The organism is Streptomyces sp. NPDC059897, from assembly GCF_042730865.1.
Classification (GTDB): domain Bacteria; phylum Actinomycetota; class Actinomycetes; order Streptomycetales; family Streptomycetaceae; genus Streptomyces.
Map to the genome: position 1 here is coordinate 151,964 of NZ_JBHWKQ010000013.1, position 24,450 is coordinate 176,413.

The window sequence follows — 24,450 nt, forward strand, 5'->3', positions numbered from 1 at the left end:
TTGCAGAGACTATGCCTTCATGTTTTGAAGTCAATACTTCGGGTCCTGTGAATTTCAGGCATGGGCGTGTCGTGATGTGTTCAAGACTTGAACGCTGATAAGAGACGACCCGTCAGGGAATGTCAGGAGCCCTTGCTGCCCTGGCTCAGCCGCTGGCTGATGACCTTCGACACCCCGTCGCCCTGCATGGACACGCCGTACAGCGCGTCGGCGACCTCCATCGTGCGCTTCTGGTGCGTGATCACGATGAGCTGCGAGGCCTCCTGGAGCTCCCGCATGATGCGGATGAGGCGCTGCAGGTTGGTGTCGTCGAGCGCCGCCTCCACCTCGTCCATCACATAGAACGGGCTGGGCCGCGCCTTGAAGATGGCGACGAGGAGGGCCACCGCGGTCAGGGACCGCTCGCCGCCCGAGAGCAGGCTGAGCCGCTTGACCTTCTTGCCCGGCGGGCGGGCCTCGACGTCGACACCCGTCGTGAGCATGTTCTCGGGGTCGGTCAGGACGAGGCGTCCCTCGCCGCCGGGGAACAGCCGGCTGAAGACGCCCTCGAACTCGCGCGCGGTGTCCCGGTATGCCTCGGTGAAGACCTGCTCGACACGCTCGTCGACCTCCTTCACCACTTGAAGCAGGTCGGCGCGGGTCTTTCGGAGGTCCTCCAACTGCTCGCTGAGGAACTTGTGGCGCTCCTCGAGCGCCGCGAACTCCTCGAGAGCCAGCGGGTTGACCTTGCCGAGCTGTTGGTACGCGCGCTCCGCGGACTTGAGCCGCTTCTCCTGCTCCGAACGGACGAACGGACGCGGCTTGTTGCGCGGATGCTCGGGGTCCTCCGGCAGCTCCTCGCCCTCGGCGGGGAGCGAGGGCGGCACGAGCTGGTCGGGACCGTAGTCCGCGACGAGTCCGGCCGGTTCGACACCGAGTTCCTCCAGCGCCTTGGTCTCCAGCTGCTCGATCCGCAGCCGCTTCTCGGCGCCGAGTACCTCGCCCTTGTGGACCGAATCCGTCAGTTTGTCGAGTTCTTCCTTGAGCTCACGGCCGCGCGCCCGCTCGGCGCCGAGCTCCTGCTCCCGCGCCGCCTTCGCCCGCTCGGCGAGCGTGCGCTCCTCGTCGGCGCGGGTGATGGACACCTCGACGTGCGCGAGCAGCTGCTGGGTTCCGGAGGCGACGGCCTCCGCGACGGCGGCCTCGTACTGGCGGCGGGCGCGCTGCCGCTCGGCACGCGCGCGTGCGTCGCGCTCGGCGCGGGCGGCCCGGTCGAGCGAGTCGGCGCGCCCCGCGAGGCCCTTGACGCGCTCCTCGTGCGTACGCACCTGGAGGCGCGCCTCCATCTCGGTCTGCCGCGCGTTGGCCCCGTCGGCGGAGAGCCGGTCGCGCACGGAGGTGTCGGGCTCCTCGTCGGCGGGCATCTCCTCGGCCACGGCGAGCCGCTCGGCCAGCTCCTCGGCGTCCTGCACCGCCTTCTCCAGCGCGTCCTGCGCCTTGGCCGCGGCGGCGGCGCTGCGCTCGGCCTCGCCGGCGGCGCCGCGGGCCTGGCCTGCGAGGCGGCCGAGCTGCTGGGCCCGGCCGGAGCGCTCACGCTCTATGGTCCGTTGCTGCCGGCCCAATTCCTCTACGAGGGCGGCGCATTCGGTGCGGCGTTCGGTGGCGGCGTGCTGGGCCTCGGCCCACTGCTCGCACTGGGCCGCCAGCTCCTCCAGCTCGGCGGCGGCCTCGTCCACGGACGCCTGCACCTCCAGGAGGCTGGGCGCCCCGGCGGACCCGCCGTGCGCGAAGTGCGCGCCGAGCAGGTCGCCTTCGGCGGTCACCGCGGTCAGCTCGGGCCGCGCATAGACCAGGTCCTCGGCGTCCTCCAGCGTTCCTACGACGACGATGCCTTGCAGCAGCCGCTGTACGGCGGGCATCAGGTCGGCGGGGCCGCGGATCAGCTCCGCTGCGTGTGGGGGGTTCGGGGTGGGCCGGGGTTCGGCCTGGGCCGCAGGGCTCGCGGCACCGCTGGGGCTCTGCCCCAGACCCCGCGCCTCAATCGCCGGCGGGGCTTGCCGGGCGGGGGTCGGGTCCGACGTCAGGAGCAGGGACGCCCGGCCCGCGTCCTGTTTGCGCAGGAGGCGGATCGCTTCCGCGGCAGCCGCGGGCGTGGTCACCGCGATCGCGTCGGCCGCGGCGCCGAAGGCCGCCGCGATCGGCACCTCGTACCCCGGCGCCACCGACAGCAACTCGGCGGCGGGGCCCAGCAGCCCGGTAAGACGTTCCTTCGCGCCGAGCAGCGCGCCCGTGCCGTCCTTGCGCCGCAGTCCGAGCGCGAGCGCCTCGTGCCGGGCCGCGAGCGCCGCGCGCCTGCGCTCCCCGGACGTGGCGGCCTCCCGCGCCGCGCTCAGCGCGGCCTCCGCCTCGGCGAGCGCCGCCTTGGCCTCCTCGTGCCGCGCGGACAGCTCCTCGTCACCGGCGTCGAGCCCGTCGACCTCGGCCCGCAGCTGCTCGTACTCCTCCTGCGCGGCGGTCGCCCGCTGCTGCGCCTCGTCACGGGACGCGGCGAGCCGGTCGATCTCGGACTGCGCGGAAGCGGCCCGCGAGCGCGCGGCGTTGACCTGCCCCTGAAGGCGGGCGAGGCCCTCGCGCCGGTCGGCGATGGCCCGTGCGACGTCCTTGAGGCGGCGTTCCTCGACGGCCAGTTCGCGTTCGAGGTCCGCACGGTGCGAGACGGTCTCGTCCAGGGCGATCTGCGCCGCCTCGAGAGCGGCCTCCAGCTCGGCCTCCTGCTCGCGCACCCGCGCGGCCTCGCGCTCGAGGTCCTCGGGGTCGCGCCCGCGGCGCTCCTCGGCCGGCGCCGACGTGGCGCTCTTGACCCGCGCGTCGGCCAGCGACACCGTCCCGCGCACCCGCTCGGCCAGCTGCGACAGCTCGTACCAGGACTGCTGGGCCCGCTGCAGCCGGGGCGTCAGCTGCCGGACCGCGTCCTCCAGGTGCCCCTCGCGCAGCAGCGCCTTCTTCAGCTCGTCCTCGGCGCTCGCCTTGCGCCGCTTCAGCTCCGCCTCGTCGGCGACCTCGGCGCTGAGCGCGCCCCGCAGGCGTACGAGATCGTCGGCGAGCAACCGCAGCCGCGCGTCGCGCAGGTCGGCCTGGATGACGGCGGCCCGCCGCGCGACGGCGGCCTGTCTGCCCAGCGGCTTCAGCTGCCGCCTGAGCTCCTCGGTGAGGTCCTGTACGCGCGAGAGGTTGGCCTGCATCGAGTCCAGCTTCCGCAGCGCCTTCTCCTTGCGCTTGCGGTGCTTGAGGACGCCCGCGGCCTCCTCGATGAAGGCCCTGCGGCCCATGGGGTCGGCGTGCAGCACGCCGTCCAGCTGGCCCTGGCCGACGATGACGTGCATCTCGCGGCCGATGCCGGAGTCCGACAACAGCTCCTGGATGTCGAGAAGTCGACAGGTGTCGCCGTTGAGCTGGTACTCGCTGCCGCCGTTGCGGAACATGATCCGCGTGATGGTGACCTCGGCGTACTCGATGGGGAGCGCGCCGTCGGAGTTGTCGATGGTGAGCGAGACCTCGGCGCGGCCGAGCGGTGGCCGCCCGGTGGTGCCGGCGAAGATGACGTCCTCCATCTTGCCGCCGCGCAGCGATTTGGCGCCCTGCTCGCCCATGACCCAACTGAGCGCGTCCACGACATTGGACTTGCCGGAACCGTTGGGACCCACGACGCAGGTGATGCCCGGCTCGAACCGCAACGTGGTGGCCGAGGCGAAAGATTTGAACCCGCGCAGGGTCAGGGCCTTGAGGTGCACGCCGTCGGACTCTACCGGGCGCCCCTGTCTCACTCCATGAACCCACGGTTTCACGCGTGAACATGCAGGGCACATCTGACGTAAAGAACGTCAGGGAAACGGTGCGCGGGGGCGCCTGAAGGCACGGCCGGAAAGAAAAAAGGGACGCCGAAGCGTCCCTTGGGCAACTCTGTCGAGCGGCTGGTTACGGACGGCTGCCCGACCACCTACGTCGCTGATGGTGGTCAGGTGAGCGCAGGCTCCGCCTGGGGTACGTCGATACCCTCGATGAGAGAGTCGTGAGAAGCGGCAGCCGCGAGTGCGTCATTCTCGGCCTGAATGCGGCCGAGCTCGGATTCGAGGTCCTGGACGCGCTGCTGGAGCCGTCGCATCTCGGCGAGAAGTCGCGGGTCGCTGCCGCCGACGTAACCGAGAAGCGCCTTTGCCATGATGGATGGTCCTCCACAATGCGTGACCGACCGAAGCGGTGTGGGTCGTGAGGGAATCGCACCCGCGGTGCCTGGCACTTCTTGTATTGCTGCCGTTCTCACATGCCAAACAGCTAAGGTGCGCGGGGACTTCCAGAGTCTCACCAAAAAGTTTGACGGTCAACACGATCACGCCCCGTATTGGCGGGCAAACCGGGGGCTTCGCGCCGCAGAACCTGCGGTACGGCCTCGCGCTCGGGGCCCGGGGGCGTGGAGATCATCCGTTCCCGCGGAGCTTGCCACGAGGTCGCCGTTCTTGGCAACCACCAGGGCGTTTCTGCCGCACGAAGGTGCCCGCGGCACTTCCCGCACCGCCTCACCCGCGCCCGCCTGCGACGACGACTCAGCGGATGGCAAACCCGTCGTAGCCGCCGCGGGGCGTGTCCCAGATCTCAGTCACACCGTCGACCCGGCCGGGTGTGTCGTCGCCGTGGAGCCAGTCGAGCAGTTGCTGACAACCGCCGCGCGGCCCCTCCGCGACCACCTGGACACGCCCGTCGTCCAGATTGAGAGCAAAACCACTCAGGCCGCCGATCTCCAGCGCACGTGCACGGGTGAACCACCGAAAACCCACACGTTGGACGCGTCCCCGCACCCAGGCGGTGAGTCGTACTTCTTCGTTCATGGGTGCACGCTAACCGGCCAAATGCACTCGGAGCACTTCGCCCACTGGGGAGTTGGGGTAGCGTCCCCGACCATCGCGCCTCACTCGTACGAGTGAGAAGCACGCACCACAGTGACGACCGCGAGGACCAGAGAACCAGGAAGGCCAGGACATGGGACGCCACCGACGCTCCGCCGCCGGCCGCCCGCACGCGAGCGACTTCGCGCAGGGCTACGCGGAGTACCCGCCGCCCCCCTCGCCTCCCGCACCGGCCGGCGCCCCCCACCACCGCAAGAAGCGCGACGGTGTCCCGCTGCGCACCGGTCTGCTCGGTGCCTCGGCCGCGGTCGCGATGGGCGCGGTCGCGGTGACCACGGGACTGATACCCGGGGGCGGCGGCTTCACGTTCGGCGGCGACGGCAGCAGGGTGCAGGCCGCGGACTCCCCCGACGTCACGGCGCAGGGCGGCACGACGGGCGGTGCGGTCGACGACCGGGCGCCGTCCGCGGCGAGCCGCGACAGGGACCGCTCCACACCGTCCGCGACGCCGTCACGCTCCGCTTCGAGCGCCCCGCCCCGCTCCTCCGAACCGTCGAAGGGCACGCAGCCGTCCCGCACCTCCGCCGAGGACAGCGGCGGCAACGGTACGAGGACGAGGAGCGCGAGCCCGTCGACCTCCGCCCCGTCCACTCCGGCGCGGACGAAGGCGCCCTCCGGTGCGGGCGGTGGCTCGGCGACGACGTCGGAGAAGGCGGCCGCGGCCCAGGTCCTCTCGCTCGTCAACCAGGAGCGTTCCAAGGTGGGTTGCTCCGCGGTGACGGCGGACAGCGGCCTCGCCTCGCTCGCCACGGCGTTCAGCGACGACATGGCCGCGCGGGACTTCTTCGACCACACGGACCCGGACGGGGCGACGCCCTGGGACCGCGCCAAGAAGGCGGGCATCACGGACCTCGGCGGCGAGAACATCGCCCGCGGCCAGGCCAACGCCCAGTCGGTCATGGACTCCTGGATGAACAGCCCCGGCCACAAGGCGAACATCCTGAACTGCGACTTCAAGACCTTGGGCGTCGGCGTGCACTTCGGCTCGGGCGGGCCGTGGTGGACGCAGAACTTCGGCTACTGACGGCCTACCCGACGGTGACCCGCGGCGGACGCTGACAGCGCGGGCAGTAGTAGCTGGACCGGTTCATCCACGGCCGCCGCCTCATGGGCGTCGAGCAGCGCCGGCACGGCAGCCCTTCCCGCCCGTACGCATCGAGCGACCGGTCGAAGTATCCGGACTCCCCATTCACATTCACGTACAGGGCGTCGAAGCTCGTCCCGCCGACGCTCAGCGCCGCGTTCATCACGTCCCTTACGTGGCCCAGGAGTTCGGCCGTGCGGGGGCGGGTGAACGTCGCCGTGGGGCGCTCGTAGTGCAGCTTCGCGCGCCACAGGGCCTCGTCCGCGTAGATGTTGCCGACGCCGCTGATGAGGGACTGGTCGAGCAGGGCCCGCTTGATGGTGCTGCGCTTCGCTCGCAGCGCGGTGTGGAACGCGGCGTCGTCGAAGAGCGGGTCGAGGGGGTCGCGGGCGATGTGCGCGATGACGTCGGGCAAGCCGTGGTCGTCGGTGCCGTGCAGCGAGAGCCCGCCGAAGGTGCGCTGGTCGACGAAGCGCAGCTCCGTGGCGAGCTCGTCGTCGAAGCGGACGCGGATGCGCAGGTGCTTTTCGTCGGGGGCGTCGTGCGGCTGCACCAGGAGCTGGCCACTCATGCCGAGGTGGGCGAGGACGGCGGTGTGGGTGTCCGCCAGGGGCAGCCACAGGTACTTGCCGCGCCGGCTCGGCTCGCCGATCGTCTGCCCCTTGAGCCGGGAGGCGAAGTCCTCGCCGCCCGCGATGTGCCGACGCACGGAGCGGGGATGCAGCACCTCGGCCTCGGCGACCGTCCGCCGCGCCACCCACCGCTCAAGACCGCGCCGGACGACCTCCACTTCGGGCAACTCTGGCACGGGTGTCCTCCGGACGGGAACGGGTGAGCGTGATCCGGGGAGCGTACCGCGCACCCCGGGGGCCCGTGGCCGGGGCCTCCCTCTCGCCCCGCTGCACCGGGCGCCGCCTTGCCCACCCTGCCGCCCTGGGCGGCAGATTGCCCAAGGCGGGGGCGGCCGACCGCAACGGGAGGGGAGCCGTTCCGACGGCGGGATACCCGAGACGGGGTGCGGCACCGGCCGCGAACGGGTGGGGAGCCGTTCCGACGGCGGGATACCCGAGACGGGGTGCGGCACCGGCCGCGAACGGGTGGGGAGCCGTTCCGACGGCGGGATGCCCAGGGCAGGGCGGCACTCGCCGTTCCGGGCGGGGAGTCGGGCTGGGCGACGGTCGCCCGCGGGCGGGGCGGCACCCCCGTGAGGCCGACGCCCCCGGAGGGGGCGGGTGGGTGGGAGATGGGCGGGGGCACGGGCTCGTAGCGCCGGTGCCGGTATTTCAAGCCCCTGCGGCGATTGAGCAGCGGGGTCCGGGGCAGAGCCCCGAGGCCGCAACCCAGGTGCGGCGAAATCAACCCGGCCCGGCGGAGCCCCGAGGCCGCAACGCCGGTGCGGCGAGATCAGCTCGGCCCGGGGCCCCGTGAGCGCAACGCCGGTGCGGCAAGCCTCCGCAACCCCGGTGTCGCAAAGGTGGCCGCGCCGGGGAAACGCGAAGCCCGTCCCTCCGGGTGATCGGGGGGACGGGCTCAGGAAGCGGGGGGCTTACACTCCGGGGGCCGTGTCAACGGCCTCCGCAGCCTCAGCCCGCTCATCCGCGGCAGCGCGAATCGCACGCCACGCGGACTCAGCGGCCTGCTGCTCCGCTTCCTTCTTGCTGCGGCCGGTGCCGGTGCCGTACGAGACGCCTCCGACGCGGGCGGCAGCAGTGAAGGTCTTCTCGTGATCCGGGCCGGTCTCGGAGACCAGGTACTCGGGCACGCCGAGTCCCTCCGTCGCCGTCAGCTCCTGGAGACTGGTCTTCCAGTCCAGGCCGGCACCGAGATTCGAGGACTTCTCGATGAGCGGGTCGAACAGCCGGTGGACGAGTTCGCCCGCCGCGTCCAGACCCTGGTCCAGGTACACCGCACCGATCACCGCTTCAAGGGTGTCGGCAAGGATCGACGCCTTGTCCCGGCCGCCCGTGCCCTCTTCGCCCCGGCCGAGCCGGATGAAGGAGCCCAGGTCGAGCCCACGGCTGACCTCCGCAAGTGCACGCGAATTGACCACCGCGGCCCGCAGCTTGGCCAGTTGGCCTTCCGGCAGGTCGGGGTGGGTGCGGTAGAGAGTGTCGGTGACCACGAGGCCGAGGACCGAGTCGCCCAGGAACTCCAGGCGCTCGTTCGTCGGCAGGCCGCCGTTCTCGTACGCGTACGAACGGTGTGTCAGCGCACGCACCAGAAGGGCGGACTCGAGCTTGTACCCGAGCCGCCCTTCCAGAAGCGTATGGGACGAGGCTGTGGTGTCCACCTTTTTCTTGGCGTCATCCGCCTTCTTGGGGCTCGACACTGTGCCTCTCACCAGCCGCTCAGACCTCGAGGACCTGGCGCTTGTTGTAGGTGCCGCAAGCCGGGCACGCGATGTGCTGCAGCTTGGGCTCCTGGCAACGCTCACACGAAACCAGGGTGGGGACCGCAGCCTTCCACTGCGACCGGCGGTGGCGCGTGTTGCTGCGCGACATCTTCCGCTTCGGAACAGCCACGGCTACTTCTCCTGCTTCTCGTCGACGCCCGCTTGCGCTTCGGCGCCGCTCATCTCGTCCTTCTCGCCGTCCTGGATGGATTCAGCGAGTCCCTGCAAAGCCGCCCAACGGATGTCGACGGCGTCGTGGTGGTGGCCCGGCTCGTCCGAGAGCCGCACTCCGCACTCGGAGCACAGACCCTCACAGTCTTCCTGGCACACCGGCTGCATCGGCAGTGCGAGCACCACCGCATCACGCAGCACCGGCTCGAGGTCGAACAGGCCGTCCTCGAGAAAGAGCCTGTCCTCGTCGTCCTCGGCGTCGTCGCCGGCGTCGTCCTTGGGACGGCCCCGGTCGTCGGCGTCAGGGTACGAGAACATCTCCTGGAAGTCCGCGTCGACCTCTTGGACGACGGGCTCCAGACACCTTACGCACTCCCCCTTGGCCGATGCACGGGCGGTGCCTGTGACAAGCACCCCTTCCATGACCGACTCCAGGCGGAGGTCGAGCTCCACCGGGGCACCTTCCGGCACCTCGATGACCCCCAGGAGACCGAACTCCTTGGGAGCGTCGATCGTGCGGGACAGCCGCTGCATGGCACCAGGACGCCGCCCCAGCTCGTGCGTATCGAACACGAACGGGTTCCGGTGGTCGAGGTGGGTGTTCAGGGCTGGTCCTGCTTTCGTTCTTCGAAGCTCATGTGGGGATTGCCGCCCCGAAATTCCGGGCAGCTCGGAACGCACGTGCTACGCGCGACCGAAGAACCAGGGTACTGGACCTTTCGCTCACGGCCCAATCTGCCCCCGGGGCCCGGCACGGGACCGGCTCAGCGCCCCTGTTCGTACTGCCGCATCTGCTCCAGGCTGATCATGCTCGTGTCGAAGAGACTCGTCTCGTCGAGCGCACCGTCCTGGGCCTGCGGCTGCTGCGGCTGCTGGGGGTCCTGCTGGTACGCATACGGGTCCTGCTGCTGGTGCTGCTGATACGCGTACGGGTCCTGCTGGTACGCCGCGTACGGGTCCTGCTGATACGTGCCGTAGGCGTCCTGCTGGGCGTAGGGCTGCTGCTGGTAGCCGCCGTACGGGTCCTGGCCCTGCTGCGCGTACACCGGCGCGGGCTCGGGGGCCTGGGCCGGGATCTGGGGGACCTGTGGGGGCTGCGGCATCTGCGGCGCCGCGGCGGGCTGCTGGGTCTGGGTGCCGCCGATCTCGGCGAGGCCCGCGAGGTAGTCGGCGTCGCTGGTGTGCGGCTGCCCCTCGCCGTCCACGGCCAGCGTGCCGAGGTCGTCGCTGGCGATGCGGCCGTGCAGCTTCTGCCGGCCCTTGCCGACGGCGTCCAGGGTCTTGGCGAGCACCGCCTCGAAGGCGCCGAGCTTGGCGTCCACGTACGCGTCGGCGTCGCGCCGCAGCGTCTCCGGGTCGTGGCTGCGCTCGGGGGCGTCCTCGTCCTCGTAGCCCGCCTCGTCGACGCCGGGACCCGTGCCCAGCAGCTTCTCGCGGCCGCGGCCGACCGAACCGAGCGTCTTGTTGAGGACGACCTCGAAGTTGGCCAGCTTGGAGTCGACGTAGTCGTCGGCCTCCGCGCGCACCTCCTCGGCCTCCTGGCGGGCCTCGGCGAGGATCCGGTCGGCCTCGGCCTGGGCGCGGCGGGCGATCTCCGTGTCGGCGATCAGGGTGCCGCGCTCGGCGCGGGCGCCCTCGATGATCCGCTCGGCCTCGGCGTGGGCCTGCTCGACCATCTGCTCGCGGCCGCCGATGAGCTCCTGGGCCTGCGCGAGGGAGCCGGGCAGCGCCTGGCGCACCTCTTCGAGCATCGCCAGCAGGTCGGCGCGGTTGATCACGCACGAGGCCGACATGGGCATCGAGCGCGCGCCGCCGACCGTGCCGACGATGTCGTCGAGCTTCTTCTGCACGTCCACCGTGTGCTCGCCACTCTCTCGTCTAGACGCCGGTATGGCTGGGGTGTTGGAGACGGACGAGACGACTGTAAGCCCAATGTGGACGTGCGCGTCACTTCTTGGGGAGGCGCTCCGCCAAAGCCTGGTTGACCTGCTCGGGAACCAGGTGCGAGACGTCGCCGCCCCAGGCCGCGACCTCCTTGACCAGGGAGGACGACAGGAAGCTGTACGTCGGGTTGGTGGGGACGAAGAGGGTCTCCACGCCGGACAGGCCGTTGTTCATCTGGGCCATCTGCAGCTCGTAGTCGAAGTCGCTGACGGCGCGCAGGCCCTTCACGATGGCCGGGATGTCGCGCTGCTTGCAGAAGTCGACGAGGAGGCCGTGGAAGGCCTCCACCTCCACGTTGCCGAACTCGGCCGTGACCTCGCGGATCAGTTCGATCCGCTCCTCGACCTCGAACAGCCCCTTCTTGGACTGGTTGATCATCACCGCGACGTGCACGACGTCGTAGAGCTTGGAGGCTCGGGCAATGATGTCGAGGTGGCCGTTGGTGATGGGGTCGAACGACCCCGGACAGACTGCGCGGCGCACGGGAAGTCCCTCGCTCTCCGGTCCGGTCATCGTGCGTCGTCGCACGTGAGGGTGGTGTTCAAGGCGGCGCGACCGTACCAAAACGTGCCCTCGCCGTAGCGACGGGACCTCAGGCCCTCGAAGCCGTCCGGCCACCGGAATTCGCCGCCTCTGGTGCTGCGTTCCACGGTGACGAGCGCTTCGTCCGCGAGCCAGCCCCCGGTGCGGAGTGTGAGCAGTATCTCGCGAAGATCGTCGTCGGAGACGGCGTACGGAGGGTCGAGAAATACCAGGTCGTAGGGGGTGGTTGGGGGCGGGCCCGCGATGATTTGCTCCGCTTTTCCGGTACGGGCCTCGGCTCCGGGCAGGCCGATCGCGCGGATGTTCTCGCGGATGGTGCGGGCGGCGCGGGCGTCCGCCTCGACGAGCAGGGCGTGCGCGGCGCCGCGGGAGAGCGCCTCCAGGGCGACGGCGCCGGAACCCGCGTACAGGTCGGCGACCCGGGTGCCGTCGAGGCTGCCGCCGAGCAGTGCCTGCCAGGTGGAGAAGAGGCCCTCGCGTGCTCGGTCGGAGGTGGGTCGGGTGCCGTTGCCCGGCGGTACGGCGAGGCGGCGTCCGCCGGCCGTCCCGGCGATCACGCGGGTCATCGCGCTACGTCCTTGTCTTCCGTACGACTTCTGCTGTCACGTCAGTGCAGGTCCAGTCTGTCAGGACGCCGACACACCTCGCCTGCCGGGCAGTGGGGCCGGCCGCCCTTACGCCACGGGGCTCCGCCTCAATCGCCGGCGGGGCTGATTTCACCGAACCGGCGTTGCGGACTCGGGACTCCGCCCCGGCCCCCGCGCCTCAATCGCCGGCGGGGCTTGAAATACCCACCCGCGGCAGCCGTCCCCGACTTGGGCAATCTGCCGCCACCGCGCCTCCCCACCCCGACGGTCGGCCGTCACCGCCTTGGGCAATCTGCCGCCTCATGGGGTCTCCCCTGCTCGGAGCTTGTCGGAGAGCTTGGGGAAGGCAGGGTGGGCAAGGCGGCCCCCGGTGCCGCGCAACGAGGAGGCGGGTCCGGCCCCGCAGGGGGTCAGCCCTTGTCCAGGTACTGTTCCCGTTCCTCGTCCAGGAGGGCGTTCAACGCCGTCCGCAGGCCGGGCAGACGGTCGAGCTCGGGGTCGGCCGTGACCACTCTCGTCGCCTCCTCCCGCGCCTCCGCGATGATCTCCTCGTCCTCGATCACGGCGAGCATCCGCAGGGACGAGCGCACACCGGACTGCGCCTGGCCCAGGACATCGCCCTCCCGGCGCTGCTCCAGGTCGATCCGGGAGAGCTCGAACCCGTCGAGCGTGGAGGCGACCGCGCCGAGGCGGGCGCGCGCCGGGCTCGCCTCCGGCATCTCGGTGACCAGCAGGCACAGGCCCGCCGCCGAGCCTCGGCCGACGCGGCCCCGCAACTGGTGGAGCTGCGAGACACCGAACCGGTCGGCGTCCATGATCACCATCGCCGTCGCGTTCGGCACGTTCACCCCGACCTCGATGACCGTCGTCGCCACCAGGACATCCGTCTCCCCCGCGGCGAAGCGGCGCATCACGGCGTCCTTGTCGTCGGGCTGCATGCGCCCGTGCAGGACCTCGACCTTGAGGCCCTGGAGCGGGCCGCGCGCCAGGTCCTCCGCGACCTCGAGCACCGCGAGCGGCGGCCGCTTCTCCGCCTCGTCCTCGGCGGACTGCTTCTTGGCGGCGCCCTTCTTGGGCTTCTCGTCCTCGTCGTCGCCGATCCGGGGACAGACCACGTACGCCTGGTGCCCCTTGCTGACCTCCTCTCGTACGCGCTCCCACGCGCGCGCGAGGAAGTGCGGCTTGTCGGCGGCGGGTACGACATGGCTGGCGATCGGCGAGCGGCCGGCCGGGAGCTGGTCGAGTACGGACGTCTCCAGATCGCCGAAGACCGTCATGGCGACCGTGCGCGGAATCGGCGTCGCCGTCATGACCAGGAGGTGCGGCGGCTGCTTGCCCTTGGAGCGCAGCGCGTCGCGCTGTTCCACGCCGAAGCGGTGCTGCTCGTCCACGACGACCAGGCCCAGATCGTCGAAGAGCACCTTGTCCTCGATCAGCGCGTGCGTACCGATGACGATGCCCGCCTCGGCCGTGGCCAGGTCGAGCAGGGCCTGGCGGCGGGCGGCCGTGCCCATGGAGCCGGTGAGCAGGACGACCTTGGTGGCGTGCTCGGCGCCGCCCAGCATGCCGCCCTCCGCCAGCTCGCCCATCATCTCGGTGATGGAGCGGTGGTGCTGCTGGGCGAGGACCTCGGTGGGCGCGAGCATCGCGGCCTGTCCGCCCGCGTCGACGACGGCGAGCATGGCGCGCAGCGCCACCATCGTCTTACCACTGCCCACCTCACCCTGGAGCAGCCGGTGCATCGGGTGCTCGGTGGCCAGGTCGTCGAAGATCTCCTTGGAGACCTTCTGCTGGCCTTCGGTGAGCGTGAAGGGCAGCTTCGCGTCGAACGCGGTCAGCAGTCCGTTCTCCTGCGGTACGCGCGGGGCGGCCGTCAGCTGCGTCTCCGCGAACCGGCGCCGGGCGAGGGCCACTTGGAGGACGAACGCCTCGTCCCACTTGAGGCGGTCCCGGGCGTCGGCGATGTCGTCCTTCGTCTGCGGCCGGTGGATCTTCAGCAGGGCCTCGGGCAGCGGCACCAGACCGCGGCCCTCGCGCAGCGACTCGGGCAGCGGGTCCTCGGCCTCGCGCGCGCTGGGCAGCACCAGGTCGACGGCCTTGGCGATCTTCCAGGACTCCAGCTTGGCCGTGGCCGGGTAGATCGGCAGCAGCGCCCCGGCCCACGAGCCGACGGCTTCGGCGGCCTCGTCCGAGGACTCGGCGTTGAGCAACTGATAGGCGGGGTGCGCCAGTTGCATCTTCCGGTTGAAGACCGAGGCCTTGCCGGCGAACATCGCGCGCGTGCCGGGCAGCAGGTCCTTGTGCGGCTTGTGGATGCCGCGGCCGAAGAAGACGAGCTGGAGCTGGCCGCTGCCGTCGGTGATGGTGACTTCGAGGCGCTGGCCCCTGCCGCCGTTGAACTTCAGGATGCGGGCGGTCGCGACCTGCGCGACGACCGTCACGTGCTCGTCCAGCGGCAGGTCCGCGAGGCGGGTGAGCTCGCCCCGCTCGGCGTATCTGCGCGGGTAGTGGTGGATCAGGTCACCGACCGTGTGCAGGCCTAGATGCTCGGCCATCACCTTCGCGGTGGCGGGGCCGAGCACCTTCTTCAGTGGTTCTTCGAGCGCGGGCACGAGATCCATTGCACACCACGCCACTGACAATCACCGTCCTCCCCCGCGAACACCGGGGTCGGCGGGCCTCACCAGCGCGGCACGGCCGGGTCGAATGCGGGCCGGAAGCGGCGCATGTAGGCGGTGTCGTCGCGGTCGAGTTCCACGCCGAGGCCGGGCGAGGTGGGTCATGGCCGCGAGGCTGATGCCCAGATGCGAGTTGGAGTGCATGGAAAGGCCCATGCCGAACGTCTCGCAGATCGCGCGCCGAGCCGCTGGGACCGCCGCAGGCCGCCCCAGAAGTGGTGGTCGGAGAGCACCACCTGGACGGCGTCCCGGCGCACGGCGGGCGGCAGGTGCTCGAAGGCGACCACGCACATGTTGGTGGCGAGCGGCATCGACACCTCGCGGGCGACGCGGGCCATGCCCTCGATGCCGGGCGTCGGGTCCTCCAGGTACTCGACGACACCGTCGAGCTCCTGCCCCACCTTGACCGAACTGGCCACGCTCCAGGCCCCGTTGGGGCCGAGGCGCAGCGGCAGCCCGGGGAAGGCGGCGCGCAGCACCCGGACCGCCTCGCGCGTCGATGATGCGCCGCGCCTGCCGGACCAGGCCGTCCGGATCGAGGGCCGCGCCCCACTCGTCGTCCTCCTGCCCGGGGTGGCCCGCCCACTTGTAGAAGAGGTACGCGCTGTAGGCGACGCGGTCGCGCACGGCGCCGCCCAGCAGGTCGCTCACCGGGCGGCCGACGGCCTTGCCCTGAAGGTCGAGCGCGGCGACCTCGAAGGGCGAGACGACCCGGTCGGCGAGCGAGCTGTCGGTCACGCCGCTGTCGGCGGCGAGCGACTCGCCACCGTAGGCCCCCCCCCCCCGAGCCCGCACAGGCCGCTGTCGGTCACCACCTCGACGACCGAGCGCAGCGCGAACGGTTCGTGCTGTGTATGCGACTCGGTGATCTGGCGCAGCGGTGGCGGCGCGCAAAACAGCAAAGGCCCGGCCTCCCGGCCGGGCCCCCCGCGCGAACCGCTCTACTCGACGCCGATCAGCATCAGCGCCGACTGCCGCCCACCGCGGTACACGACCGTGTCCACGGCCAGGTACGACTCGCGCACGTGCTGTTCGAGCCCGGCCGCGACCTCGTCGGAGACCTCCTCGCCGAGGACGAGCGTGACGAGTTCGCCGCCCGCCGCGAGCATCCGGTCGAGGACCGTGCGGGCCGTCGCCCGCACCTCGCCGCCGATGACCGCCACGTCGCCGTCGATCAGGCCGAGGACGTCCCCGGCCTGGCAGATGCCCGCCATGGTCCACGACTGCCGCTCGGCGACGGCCAGTTCGCCGTACCGGGTCGCCCCCGCGGCGGAGGTCATCGCCACGACGTCCTCGTCGAAGCGCCGGTCGGGCTCGTGGACGGCGAGCGCGGCGATGCCCTGGACCGCAGAGCGGGTCGGGATGAGCGCGATCCGCAGGCCCTCGGAGCGGGCCTGCTCGGCCGCCGCGGCGGCGGTGTGCCGCAGCTCGGCATCGTTGGGCAGCAGCACCACCTCGCGCGCGTGGGCCCGCCGTATCGCGTCGACGAGCTCCCCGCTGGCGGGCGGTTCGCCGGGCCGGTCGGGCACGGTCGTGGCGCCCGCCTCCGTGTACAGGTCCGCGAGCCCGTCGCCCGGCACGACCGCGACGACGGCCCGCTGTGCGCGCTCGCGCGGCGCCGAGGCGTGCGTCGCGTGCACGTCGCCGAGCCCGAAGTGGGTGATGCGGATGCGGTGCGGCCGCCCGGCCTCGACGCCCGCCTCCACGGCCGCGCCCGCGTCGTCCACATGCACGTGGACGTTCCACAGGCCGTCCCCGCCGACGACGACGAGCGAGTCCCCGAGGGCGTCGAGCCGGGTCCGCAGCCGGGCCACCGCCTCGTCGTCCGCCTCCAGCAGGTAGATCACCTCGAAGGCGGGGCCGGCCGCGCCTTCGTCCTCGGGGCATTCGAGCAGCGCCCCGTCGGGTACGGCGGCCACGCGCGCGTGGCCGCCCGCTCCACGGTGACGGACCGGCGCCGCCTCCCCCGAGACCGCCTCGCTCAGCGCCCCCAGGACGGCCACGAGCCCCCGCCCGCCCGCGTCCACGACCCCGGCGCTGCTCAGGGCCGCGAGCTGCCCGGGCGTCGCGTCCAGCGCCACGCACGCGCCTTCGTAGGCGGCCCTGACGACGGCCCGGCAGTCCCCGTCGACCTCGGAGGCGGCCGCCGCAGCCGCCGTCGCCACGGTCAGGACGGTGCCCTCCACGGGGTGGGCGACCGCCTCGCGCGCGGCCTCGGCCGCCCGGCCCAGCGCCAGCCGCAGGGCATCCGCGTCGGCGCCCGCGGCGTGATCTCCCTCACCGGCCCCGTCTGCCGCGAGGACCTGCGCCATCCCCCGGAGCAGCTGCGCGAGGATCGTCCCTGAGTTGCCGCGGGCGCCGATGAGGGCGCCGTGCGCCATGGCGCGCATCACTTCGGGGAGCGCGGGAGCGGCCGGTTCGGGCCCCGCCTCGAGCCCGGTGAAGACCGCTTCGACCGCCTGGTGCGCGGACTCGAGGGTCAGATAGAGATTGGTGCCGGTGTCCCCGTCGGCGACCGGATACACGTTGATCGCGTCTATCTCGGCCCGGTCGCGGCCCAGCGCCTCCAGGGCGAGTGAGCACCAGGCGCGCACCGCGATCACGTCGAGCACCTGCGGCACCTGCGCCTCCTCGAGCAGCTGGACTGGCACCGCAGAGTAGACCGCGGAAGGTGAGCGTCCGGAAAGCGGGCCCGGCCCGGAAGGCGCTCCCGACCTGGTCCGGAGCCCGGGCGGGGCGTCCCACCAGCCATGGTAGTTTCGTTCTACCGACGCAGCCGTTGTATGCTGCTCGGGTTGCCCGATATCCGTCGGGCCATCCCCTGGCACCGCCACTCAGATCCTCCGATCCTGATCCCGGCATGCCGGGATCAACCGTAAGTGCATCTGAAGTCTTTGGAGTGACCCGTGGCTGCCAACTGCGACGTCTGCGGCAAGGGGCCGGGCTTCGGCAACAACATCTCGCACTCGCACCGCCGTACGCCCCGTCGCTGGAACCCGAACATCCAGCGTGTGCGTGCAGTGGTCGGTGGGACGCCGAAGCGCCTCAACGCCTGCACCTCGTGCATCAAGGCCGGCAAGGTCTCGCGCTGACGTAACGCTTAGCGCGGCCACCTAGCTGGTTGCTTGAAAAAGCCGGTCCCCTCGGGGACCGGCTTTTTTCTGTCCCCGTGCCCGTCGGAGCCGGATTCCGCGGGTGCGGGCGGGCGGGCCCGCACCCGCGCCTCACGACTCGATCTCGTACCCGTCCCCGAAGTGGTCCCAGCCGCCCTGGTTCGTCCACGGCGCCCCGTCCACGGTCACCTGGGACAGCGCGGAGGGACCCAGGACCTCGCCGATCACCTTCCAGCGGGCGGGCAGCTTCACGGACGGCGGGAAGGTGGCCACGATCGCGTGGTCCTCGCCGCCGGACAGCACCCACTGCAGCGGGTCGACGCCGACGGCCTGGCCGATGTCGCTCATCTGCGAGGGCACGTCCACCTGCCCCGACTTGATGTCGATGCGGACCTTGCTCGACTCCGCGATGTGCCCCAGGTCGGCGATGAGCCCGTCGCTCACGTCACACATGGCGGTGGCTCCGAGCCCGGCCGCCGCGGGACCCGCGTGGTACGGCGGTTCGGGGCGGCGGTGCGCCTCCACGAAGGCGCGGGGCGAGCGGAAGCCACGGGAGAGCACCGCGTATCCGGCGGCGGACCAGCCGAGCCACCCGGTCACGGCCACGACGTCGCCGGGTTGTGCGCCGGCGCGTGTCACCGGCTCGTGGCCCTGCATGTCGCCGAGCGCGGTGATCGCCACGGTGATCGTGTCGCCGCGCACGACATCGCCGCCGACGACGGCAGCACCCGCCACCTGGCACTCGTCGCGCAGCCCGTCCATCAGCTCCGAGGGCCAGGACGCGGGCAGTTCGGCGGGCACCACGAGGCCGAGGAGCAGCGCGGTGGGCACGGCGCCCATGGCCGCGATGTCGGCGAGGTTCTGCGCGGCGGCCTTGCGCCCGACGTCGTACGCGGTGGACCAGTCGCGCCTGAAGTGCCGGTTCTCCAGCAGGACGTCCGTGCTGGCGACGACCCTGCGGTCCGGTGCGGCGATCACGGCGGCGTCGTCGCCGGGACCGATGCGTACGGCCGGGGTGGTGGTGAGCCGGGAGGTCAGCTCCCGGATGAGGCCGAACTCCCCCAACTCGCCGACGGTGCCCTTCATGCGCGTGCTGCCCTTTCTGCCCCGGTTCGCTGCCGACCGCCAGGGCCGTCTGCCACGGTCCGCTTGCGGTCGCGGGCCGTCTCTGTCATGGGTACGGTTCTTGTCACGGGCCTGCCTTCCACGTCCGTCGGACGCCACAGCCGCCACCGGGTCTCCCCGCGACGAGCGGTGACGCGATAACGTGGCGTCCCTTCTCCCCACATGATCCGCGTGATGATCCTCGTGGCCGCCCTGGAGGTTCCGTGGTACAGGCGTACATCCTGATCCAGACCGAAGTAGGCAAGGCGTCGACCGTCGCCGAGCTGATCGGGAAGATTCCAGGAGTGATCCAGGCCGAGGACGTCACCGGCCCCTACGACGTGATCGTGCGCGCTCAGGCGGACACGGTCGACGATCTCGGCCGCATGGTGGTCGCCAAGGTCCAGCAGGTGGACGGCATCACGCGCACTCTGACCTGCCCGGTCGTCCACCTGTAGCCCCCGTCTACGCTGTGCCGGTGAAGTCATATCGTCACCGGATCCGGCACGGCCGGCTGAGCCGCCTGTCCATCGCGGTGCCCTCGCTCTCCTTGCTGATCGCCACCGCGGGCTGCGCTTCGACGGACGAGGCACCCGAGGCGGCGGTCCCCACTCCGGACGCGAAGGCCGCCAAGCTGTGCCGGAACCTGGACGAGGTCCTGCCGAAGAAGGTCGACGGACTCGAGCGCAACGATCCCGAACCGGGCTCGGAGCTCACCGCGGCGTGGGGAAGCCCCGCGATCATACTGCGCTGCGGCGTGCCGTGGCCCGACGCGGCGTTGAAGACGAGCAGCAACACGGCGACGATCGACGGCGTCGGCTGGGTCGCGGACGAACTCGACGACGGCGCGCAGCGCATGACGACGGGCGGCCGGCTCGCCTACGTAGAGGTGACGATCCCCAAGGACGAGGTGGCCAGGAGCGGGGCGGGCTCCCTGGTCGACCTCGCCGGCCCCATCAAGAAGGCGATCCCCAAGGGGATCGCCGACTAGAACGCCTGTCATGGAAGCCGCGGTCTACCGCAGTCCGGTCGACCGCCGCAGCGCCGCCTGGATGAGCCGGTCCACCAGCTCCGGGTAGCCGACCCCGGTCTCCTGCCACATCCGCGGGTACATGGAGATCGGCGTGAAGCCCGGCAGGGTGTTGATCTCGTTGATGACGAACTCGCCGTCCTCGTCGAGGAAGAAGTCCGCGCGCACGAGCCCCTCGCAGGACATCGCCTCGAAGGCGTCGACGGCGAGCCTGCGGACCTCGGCGGTCTGCTCCTCGCTCAGCGGCGCGGGCACGATGCCGGCCGCGGAGTCGATGTACTTCGCCTCGAAGTCGTAGAAGGCGTGGGAGTCGGCCGGCGGGATCTCCGCGGGCACGGAGGCGCGCGGCCCGTCCTCGAACTCCAGGACACCGCACTCGATCTCGCGCCCGACGATGCCCGCCTCGACGATCACCTTCGGGTCGTGCTCACGGGCGGTCTCGATCGCCTCGTCGAGGCCCTCGAAGGAGTCGACCTTCGTGATGCCGATCGAGGAGCCCGCGCGCGCGGGCTTGATGAACAGCGGCCAGCCGTGGTCCCCGACGAAGTCGGCGACGCGGCGGCGGGCACCGTCCTGATCCTGCTCCCACTCGCGGGGCCGGATCACCAGGTAGGGCCCCACCTTCAGTCCGAAGGACGTGAAGATGCGCTTCATGTACTCCTTGTCCTGGCCGACGGCCGAGGAGAGCACACCGCAGCCGACGTACGGGGTTCCGGAGAGGTCCAGGAGGCCCTGGATGGTGCCGTCCTCGCCGTACGGGCCGTGCAGCACGGGGAAGACCACGTCGACCTCGCCGAGGGCCTTGGGGACCGATCCCGGCTCGTTGTAGACGACTTCGCGGGAGCCCGGGTCGACCGGGAGCACCACGCCGCCCTCGGGCGACTCGGCGAGATCGGCGACGTCCGGCACCTGGCGGTCGGTGATGGCCATCCGCTCGGGATCGTCCGCCGTCAGCGCCCAGCGCCCCTCGCGCGTGATGCCGATGGGCAGCACGTCGTACTTGGAGCGGTCGATGGCGCGCAGCACGGCGCCCGCCGTGACCACGGAGACGCCGTGCTCGGAGCTGCGGCCACCGAAGACGACGGCCACGCGCGGCTTGGGCCCACCTGCGGTGGACGCAGGGCTCTGGGGGAGGTTCTCGCTGCTCATATCGCGTTGAGCGTACCTGCTGGTAGTACGAGAGTCAGCGCCCGCGGAGTCTCGCCGTGCCGCCGTCGCTCAGCGTCGTTCCGGCTTGGCGGAGCGCGACATGAGCTCCTTCACCGCGACGACCGGGGACTTGCCCTCGTGGACGATCGCGACGACGGTCTCCGTGATCGGCATGTCGACGTCGTGACGGCGCGCCAGGTCGAGCACCGACTCGCAGGACTTGACGCCCTCCGCGGTCTGCTTGGTGACCGCGATCGTCTCCTGAAGGGTCATGCCCTTGCCGAGGTTCGTGCCGAACGTGTGGTTGCGCGACAGCGGCGAGGAGCAGGTGGCCACCAGGTCACCGAGGCCGGCGAGCCCGGAGAACGTCAGCGGGTCCGCGCCCATGGCGAGCCCGAGCCGCGTCGTCTCCGCGAGCCCGCGCGTGATGAGCGAGCCCTTCGTGTTGTCGCCGAGCCCCATGCCGTCCGCGATGCCGACGGCGAGCCCGATCACGTTCTTGACCGCGCCGCCGAGCTCACAGCCGACCACGTCGGTGTTCGTGTACGGCCTGAAGTACGGGGTGTGGCAGGCGACTTGGAGCCGCTGGGCCACTTCCTCGTCGCGGCAGGCGACGACCGCGGCGGCGGGCTGCCGGGCGGCGATCTCGCGCGCGAGGTTGGGCCCGGTGACGATCGCGATGCGGTCCTCGCCGACCTTCGTGACGTCCTCGATGACCTCGCTCATGCGCATCGCCGAGCCGAGCTCGACGCCCTTCATGAGCGAGACGAGGACGGTGTCGGGAGCGAGCAGCGGCGCCCACTCCCCCAGGTTCTGGCGCAGCGTCTGCGAGGGCACCGCGAGCACCGTGAAGTCGGCGTCCGCCGCGGCCTCGGCCGGGTCGGAGGTCGCCCGCACGTTCTCCGGGAGCTCGACGCCGGGCAGGTAATCGGGGTTCGTACGCGTGGAGTTGACGGCCTCGGCGAGCTCGGCGCGGCGGGCCCAGAGGGTGACGTCGCAGCCCGCGTCCGCGAGCACCATCGCGAAGGCGGTGCCCCAGGAGCCGGTGCCGAAGACGGCGGCCTTCACGGGTCGGGTCACTTGCTGCTCTCCTCGCTCGTACCGCCGGCGGGCGCCGAACTCTCCTTGGCCGCCTGCGACTTGCGGCGCTGCTCGATGCGCGCCTCACGCGGGTCGTACCGCTTCTGCGGGGCCTTCTCGCCGCGCAGCACCTCCACCTCGGCGGTGATCGCGGTCATGATGACCTCGGTCACCTCCTTCAGGATCTCCGGCGTGATCTCCCTGTCGTAGTACGCGGAGAGGTCGACGGGCGCACCGGCGAGCACATGGTGCGTCTTGCGCGGGAAGAAGTCCGGCTTCTTGGAGTACGGCGCGAGCGCTTCGGTGGCGCCCCACTGGCCGACCGGAATCACCGGGCATTTCGTCTGGAGGGCCACGCGCGCGACGCCTGTCTTACCGGTCATCGGCCACAGTTGCGGGTCGCGGGTAAGCGTTCCTTCGGGATAGAAGGCGACGCACTCGCCGCGCTCCACCGCGTCGATCGCGGCACGGAAGGCGCTCAGCGCGTTCGTGGACTCGCGATAGACGGGAATCTGTCCGGTGCCGCGCATCGCGGCGCCCACGAACCCCTTCCTGAAGAGGCCGTGCTTGGCGAGGAAACGCGGGACCCGTCCCGTGTTGTACTGAAAGTGGGCGTAGAGGAACGGGTCCAGATGCGAATTGTGGTTGACCGCGGTGATAAAGCCTCCGTCGGCCGGAATGTTCTCCATTCCACGCCAGTCCCGCTTGAACAGAACCACCAGCGGTGGTTTGCAGAGGACCGCGGCGAAGCGGTACCAGAAGCCGATTCTGCGGCGGGACACTCGGACACCTTCCTCTAAGGGGGTCTACGGGCGCACAAGTGTCGCCCCCGACCACCGGTCTGTCGAGAACACCGTACGCCCGCACCGAAGGACGCACCTCATGCACAGGTCACAATGGGCGCGTGCAGTGGACCCTGGTGATACCGCTGAAACCGCTGGTGCGGGCGAAGAGCAGGCTGGCCCCGACAGCGGGAGACGCCGTGCGCCCCGGCCTCGCCCTGGCGTTCGCCCAGGACACCGTGGCCGCCGCGGGCGCCTGCGCGGCGGTGCGGGATGTGGTGGTCGTCACGGACGATTCCCGCGCGGAGCGCGAACTGACGGCCCTGGGCGCCCACGTGGTCCCGGACAGCCCGCAGGCGGGCCTCAACGCCGCTCTCGCACACGGCGCGGCCGCCGTGCGCTCCCGCCGCCCCTCCGCCGCCATGGCCGCCCTGAACGCCGATCTGCCGGCACTGCGCCCAGCGGAATTGGCCCGCGTTCTCTCGGCGGCCGCCGCATTTCCCCGCGCATTTCTGCCCGACGCCGCCGGAATCGGCACAACGCTCTTGTCGGCGACCCCCGGCTCGGAATTGCTGCCCGCATTCGGCGGGGCCTCGCGCGCCCGCCACACGGCGTCCGGCGCCGCGGAACTCCCCGTCGAAGGCGTCGACTCCGTACGCCAGGACGTCGACACCGGCGAGGACCTGCGGGCGGCGCTCGCCCTGGGCGTGGGCCCGCACACCGCGCGGGCCGCGGCGGGGCTCCTGATCCCGGACTGAGTACGCTGCCCGTATGCAGGCCACCGCGTACACGTACGACTCCGAAACCCGTGCCGGCAGCGTCCTTCTGGACGACGGCACGCCCGTCTCCTTCGACGCCGCCGCCTTCGACGCGGGCGGCCTGCGGCTGCTGCGCCCCGGACAGCGGGTGCGTATCGAGGTTCAGGGAGAGGGAGAGGCGCGGCGGATCACCCTGGTGACCCTGCAGACCTTCTAACCCCATGTGGGGTCCGCAGAGGCCCCTGAAAACACACCGCGGGCCGGTCTCCCCGGAGGGAGCCCGGCCCGACGCGTGAGCAACCTTGTGGCGTACGCCCGAGAAGCGACTTACTTCTTGCGGGCGGTGGCCTTCTTGGCGGTGGTCTTGCGCGCCGTCGACTTCTTGGCGGGGGCCTTCTTGGCCGTGGCCTTCGTGGCGGGCGCCGTCTTCTTCGCGGTGGCCTTCTTCGCCGGGGCGGCCTTCTTGGCGGTGGTCTTCTTCGCCGTGGCCTTCTTGGCGGTGGTGGCCTTCTTGGCCGGGGCCGCCTTCTTGGCCGGAGCCGCCTTCTTGGCGGTGGTCTTCTTCGCCGTGGTCTTCTTGGCGGCGGCGGTGGTCTTCTTCGCCGTCGTCTTCTTGGCGGTGGTCTTCTTGGCGGTGGCCTTCTTCGCGGCCGCCTTCTTGACCGTCGCCGAAGCGCCGCCGCTCAGGCTGCCCTTGGGCGCCTTCTTGACCGCGACGTCGTTCTTCGGGAGCTTCTTCGAGCCCGCGACGAGGTCCTTGAAGCCCTGGCCGGCGCGGAAACGCGGCACCGAGGTCTTCTTGACCCGGACGCGCTCGCCGGTCTGCGGGTTACGGGCGTAGCGGGCCGGGCGGTCGACCTTCTCGAACGAGCCGAAGCCCGTCACGGAGACACGGTCACCGCTGACCACGGAACGCACGATGGCGTCGAGTACGGCGTCGACGGCGTCAGCGGCCTGCTGACGGCCGCCAACCTTGTCGGCAATGGCTTCTACGAGCTGCGCCTTGTTCACGTCTTCCCCTTCGGAGACATTGCCGGAACGAATCTCTTTCGCACCGGCTTTTTCGCACGTTAGGCAGATATATACCGCAAATCA

At 71.2% G+C, this 24,450-nt stretch carries 23 protein-coding genes and 1 pseudogene; 6 read left to right on the forward strand and 18 right to left on the reverse strand.

Annotation, left to right across the window (positions count from 1 at the left end):
* Positions 1–122 precede the first annotated feature (122 nt).
* From smc to ACFV9W_RS17210, 3 genes are all read right to left on the reverse strand, one after another.
* The gene (gene smc / locus ACFV9W_RS17200) at positions 123–3,770 is read right to left on the reverse strand and encodes a chromosome segregation protein SMC (RefSeq protein ID WP_385761233.1); all 3,648 of its coding nucleotides are present in this window, start codon (positions 3,768–3,770) and stop codon (positions 123–125) included.
* 224 nt (positions 3,771–3,994) lie between these two features.
* Positions 3,995–4,198 (reverse strand): hypothetical protein, encoded by a 204-nt coding sequence (locus ACFV9W_RS17205; protein ID WP_306318751.1) that lies wholly within the window; start codon positions 4,196–4,198, stop codon positions 3,995–3,997.
* A 382-nt stretch (positions 4,199–4,580) separates the two neighbouring features.
* Positions 4,581–4,862 (reverse strand): acylphosphatase, encoded by a 282-nt coding sequence (locus ACFV9W_RS17210; protein WP_385761237.1) that lies wholly within the window; start codon positions 4,860–4,862, stop codon positions 4,581–4,583.
* 151 nt (positions 4,863–5,013) lie between these two features.
* Here ACFV9W_RS17210 and ACFV9W_RS17215 point away from each other — a divergent pair, with 151 nt between their 5' ends.
* Positions 5,014–5,964, forward strand: a complete 951-nt coding sequence (locus ACFV9W_RS17215) for a CAP domain-containing protein (protein ID WP_385761240.1) — start codon at positions 5,014–5,016, stop codon at positions 5,962–5,964.
* Positions 5,965–5,968: 4 nt separating this feature from the next.
* On the opposite strand, the gene mutM is transcribed toward ACFV9W_RS17215, so the two are convergent.
* The 10 genes and pseudogenes from mutM to ACFV9W_RS17265 form a co-directional block, all read right to left on the reverse strand.
* Positions 5,969–6,832, reverse strand: a complete 864-nt coding sequence (gene mutM, locus ACFV9W_RS17220; protein ID WP_385761243.1) for a bifunctional DNA-formamidopyrimidine glycosylase/DNA-(apurinic or apyrimidinic site) lyase — start codon at positions 6,830–6,832, stop codon at positions 5,969–5,971.
* Positions 6,833–7,570: 738 nt separating this feature from the next.
* A complete protein-coding gene (gene rnc, locus ACFV9W_RS17225; protein WP_385761246.1) occupies positions 7,571–8,365 on the reverse strand; it encodes a ribonuclease III in 795 nt (264 codons plus the stop codon).
* 7 nt (positions 8,366–8,372) lie between these two features.
* Positions 8,373–8,546, reverse strand: a complete 174-nt coding sequence (gene rpmF, locus ACFV9W_RS17230) for a 50S ribosomal protein L32 (RefSeq protein WP_030361955.1) — start codon at positions 8,544–8,546, stop codon at positions 8,373–8,375.
* 2 nt (positions 8,547–8,548) lie between these two features.
* Complete coding sequence (locus ACFV9W_RS17235) at positions 8,549–9,193, reverse strand: YceD family protein (RefSeq protein WP_385761371.1); 645 nt, start codon at positions 9,191–9,193, stop codon at positions 8,549–8,551.
* A 158-nt stretch (positions 9,194–9,351) separates the two neighbouring features.
* Positions 9,352–10,443, reverse strand: a complete 1,092-nt coding sequence (locus ACFV9W_RS17240; protein ID WP_385761249.1) for an ATP synthase F0 subunit B — start codon at positions 10,441–10,443, stop codon at positions 9,352–9,354.
* Positions 10,444–10,534: 91 nt separating this feature from the next.
* Positions 10,535–11,014, reverse strand: coding sequence for a pantetheine-phosphate adenylyltransferase (gene coaD / locus ACFV9W_RS17245; RefSeq protein ID WP_385761251.1), 480 nt, complete (start codon positions 11,012–11,014; stop codon positions 10,535–10,537).
* Between the two features lie 26 nt (positions 11,015–11,040).
* Entirely contained in the window at positions 11,041–11,640 is a 600-nt protein-coding gene (gene rsmD / locus ACFV9W_RS17250) for a 16S rRNA (guanine(966)-N(2))-methyltransferase RsmD (protein WP_385761254.1), read from the reverse strand.
* Positions 11,641–12,071: 431 nt separating this feature from the next.
* On the reverse strand, positions 12,072–14,282 hold the full coding sequence (gene recG / locus ACFV9W_RS17255) for an ATP-dependent DNA helicase RecG (RefSeq protein WP_385761257.1): 2,211 nt from the start codon (positions 14,280–14,282) through the stop codon (positions 12,072–12,074).
* A 59-nt stretch (positions 14,283–14,341) separates the two neighbouring features.
* Positions 14,342–15,241, reverse strand: a pseudogene (locus tag ACFV9W_RS17260) (enolase C-terminal domain-like protein).
* A gap of 39 nt (positions 15,242–15,280) precedes the next feature.
* The gene (locus ACFV9W_RS17265) at positions 15,281–16,990 is read right to left on the reverse strand and encodes a DAK2 domain-containing protein (protein ID WP_385761260.1); all 1,710 of its coding nucleotides are present in this window, start codon (positions 16,988–16,990) and stop codon (positions 15,281–15,283) included.
* Between the two features lie 255 nt (positions 16,991–17,245).
* Here ACFV9W_RS17265 and rpmB point away from each other — a divergent pair, with 255 nt between their 5' ends.
* A complete protein-coding gene (gene rpmB / locus ACFV9W_RS17270) occupies positions 17,246–17,431 on the forward strand; it encodes a 50S ribosomal protein L28 (protein ID WP_030195073.1) in 186 nt (61 codons plus the stop codon).
* A 132-nt stretch (positions 17,432–17,563) separates the two neighbouring features.
* Here rpmB and ACFV9W_RS17275 read toward each other — a convergent pair whose 3' ends face one another.
* On the reverse strand, positions 17,564–18,538 hold the full coding sequence (locus ACFV9W_RS17275; protein ID WP_385761263.1) for a thiamine-phosphate kinase: 975 nt from the start codon (positions 18,536–18,538) through the stop codon (positions 17,564–17,566).
* A gap of 242 nt (positions 18,539–18,780) precedes the next feature.
* Here ACFV9W_RS17275 and ACFV9W_RS17280 point away from each other — a divergent pair, with 242 nt between their 5' ends.
* The gene (locus ACFV9W_RS17280; RefSeq protein ID WP_037933238.1) at positions 18,781–19,014 is read left to right on the forward strand and encodes an Lrp/AsnC family transcriptional regulator; all 234 of its coding nucleotides are present in this window, start codon (positions 18,781–18,783) and stop codon (positions 19,012–19,014) included.
* A gap of 20 nt (positions 19,015–19,034) precedes the next feature.
* Positions 19,035–19,547: a DUF3515 domain-containing protein gene (locus ACFV9W_RS17285; protein ID WP_385761268.1), complete on the forward strand. Its 513-nt coding sequence runs from the start codon at positions 19,035–19,037 to the stop codon at positions 19,545–19,547.
* A 24-nt stretch (positions 19,548–19,571) separates the two neighbouring features.
* On the opposite strand, the gene ACFV9W_RS17290 is transcribed toward ACFV9W_RS17285, so the two are convergent.
* From ACFV9W_RS17290 to ACFV9W_RS17300, 3 genes are all read right to left on the reverse strand, one after another.
* On the reverse strand, positions 19,572–20,735 hold the full coding sequence (locus ACFV9W_RS17290) for a D-alanine--D-alanine ligase family protein (protein ID WP_385761270.1): 1,164 nt from the start codon (positions 20,733–20,735) through the stop codon (positions 19,572–19,574).
* Between the two features lie 69 nt (positions 20,736–20,804).
* Positions 20,805–21,815 carry an NAD(P)H-dependent glycerol-3-phosphate dehydrogenase gene (locus ACFV9W_RS17295; RefSeq protein WP_385761272.1) on the reverse strand — a complete coding sequence of 337 codons (1,011 nt, stop codon included), beginning with the start codon at positions 21,813–21,815 and terminating at the stop codon, positions 20,805–20,807.
* Entirely contained in the window at positions 21,812–22,597 is a 786-nt protein-coding gene (locus ACFV9W_RS17300; RefSeq protein ID WP_385761275.1) for a lysophospholipid acyltransferase family protein, read from the reverse strand. The genes ACFV9W_RS17295 and ACFV9W_RS17300 overlap by 4 nt, the downstream gene beginning before the upstream one ends.
* 122 nt (positions 22,598–22,719) lie before the next feature.
* On the opposite strand from ACFV9W_RS17300, the gene cofC reads away from it, so the two are divergent.
* Both cofC and ACFV9W_RS17310 read left to right on the forward strand, forming a co-directional pair.
* Positions 22,720–23,355 carry a 2-phospho-L-lactate guanylyltransferase gene (cofC, locus tag ACFV9W_RS17305; RefSeq protein ID WP_385761278.1) on the forward strand — a complete coding sequence of 212 codons (636 nt, stop codon included), beginning with the start codon at positions 22,720–22,722 and terminating at the stop codon, positions 23,353–23,355.
* Positions 23,356–23,368: 13 nt separating this feature from the next.
* A complete protein-coding gene (locus ACFV9W_RS17310; protein ID WP_385761281.1) occupies positions 23,369–23,572 on the forward strand; it encodes a hypothetical protein in 204 nt (67 codons plus the stop codon).
* 110 nt (positions 23,573–23,682) lie between these two features.
* On the opposite strand, the gene ACFV9W_RS17315 is transcribed toward ACFV9W_RS17310, so the two are convergent.
* Positions 23,683–24,366 (reverse strand): HU family DNA-binding protein, encoded by a 684-nt coding sequence (locus tag ACFV9W_RS17315; RefSeq protein ID WP_385761284.1) that lies wholly within the window; start codon positions 24,364–24,366, stop codon positions 23,683–23,685.
* Between the last annotated feature and the right edge of the window lie 84 nt (positions 24,367–24,450).

Excerpts from the sequence above, each read along its gene's own strand:
- ACFV9W_RS17205 (WP_306318751.1), bottom strand. The coding sequence starts at position 4,198 with ATGGCAAAGGCGCTTCTCGGTTACGTCGGCGGCAGCGACCCGCGACTT.
- ACFV9W_RS17210 (WP_385761237.1), bottom strand. The coding sequence starts at position 4,862 with ATGAACGAAGAAGTACGACTCACCGCCTGGGTGCGGGGACGCGTCCAA.
- ACFV9W_RS17215 (WP_385761240.1), top strand. The coding sequence starts at position 5,014 with ATGGGACGCCACCGACGCTCCGCCGCCGGCCGCCCGCACGCGAGCGAC.
- rsmD (WP_385761254.1), bottom strand. The coding sequence starts at position 11,640 with ATGACCCGCGTGATCGCCGGGACGGCCGGCGGACGCCGCCTCGCCGTA.
- recG (WP_385761257.1), bottom strand. The coding sequence starts at position 14,282 with ATGGATCTCGTGCCCGCGCTCGAAGAACCACTGAAGAAGGTGCTCGGC.
- ACFV9W_RS17275 (WP_385761263.1), bottom strand. The coding sequence starts at position 18,538 with ATGAAGGGCACCGTCGGCGAGTTGGGGGAGTTCGGCCTCATCCGGGAG.
- ACFV9W_RS17290 (WP_385761270.1), bottom strand. The coding sequence starts at position 20,735 with ATGAGCAGCGAGAACCTCCCCCAGAGCCCTGCGTCCACCGCAGGTGGG.
- ACFV9W_RS17310 (WP_385761281.1), top strand. The coding sequence starts at position 23,369 with ATGCAGGCCACCGCGTACACGTACGACTCCGAAACCCGTGCCGGCAGC.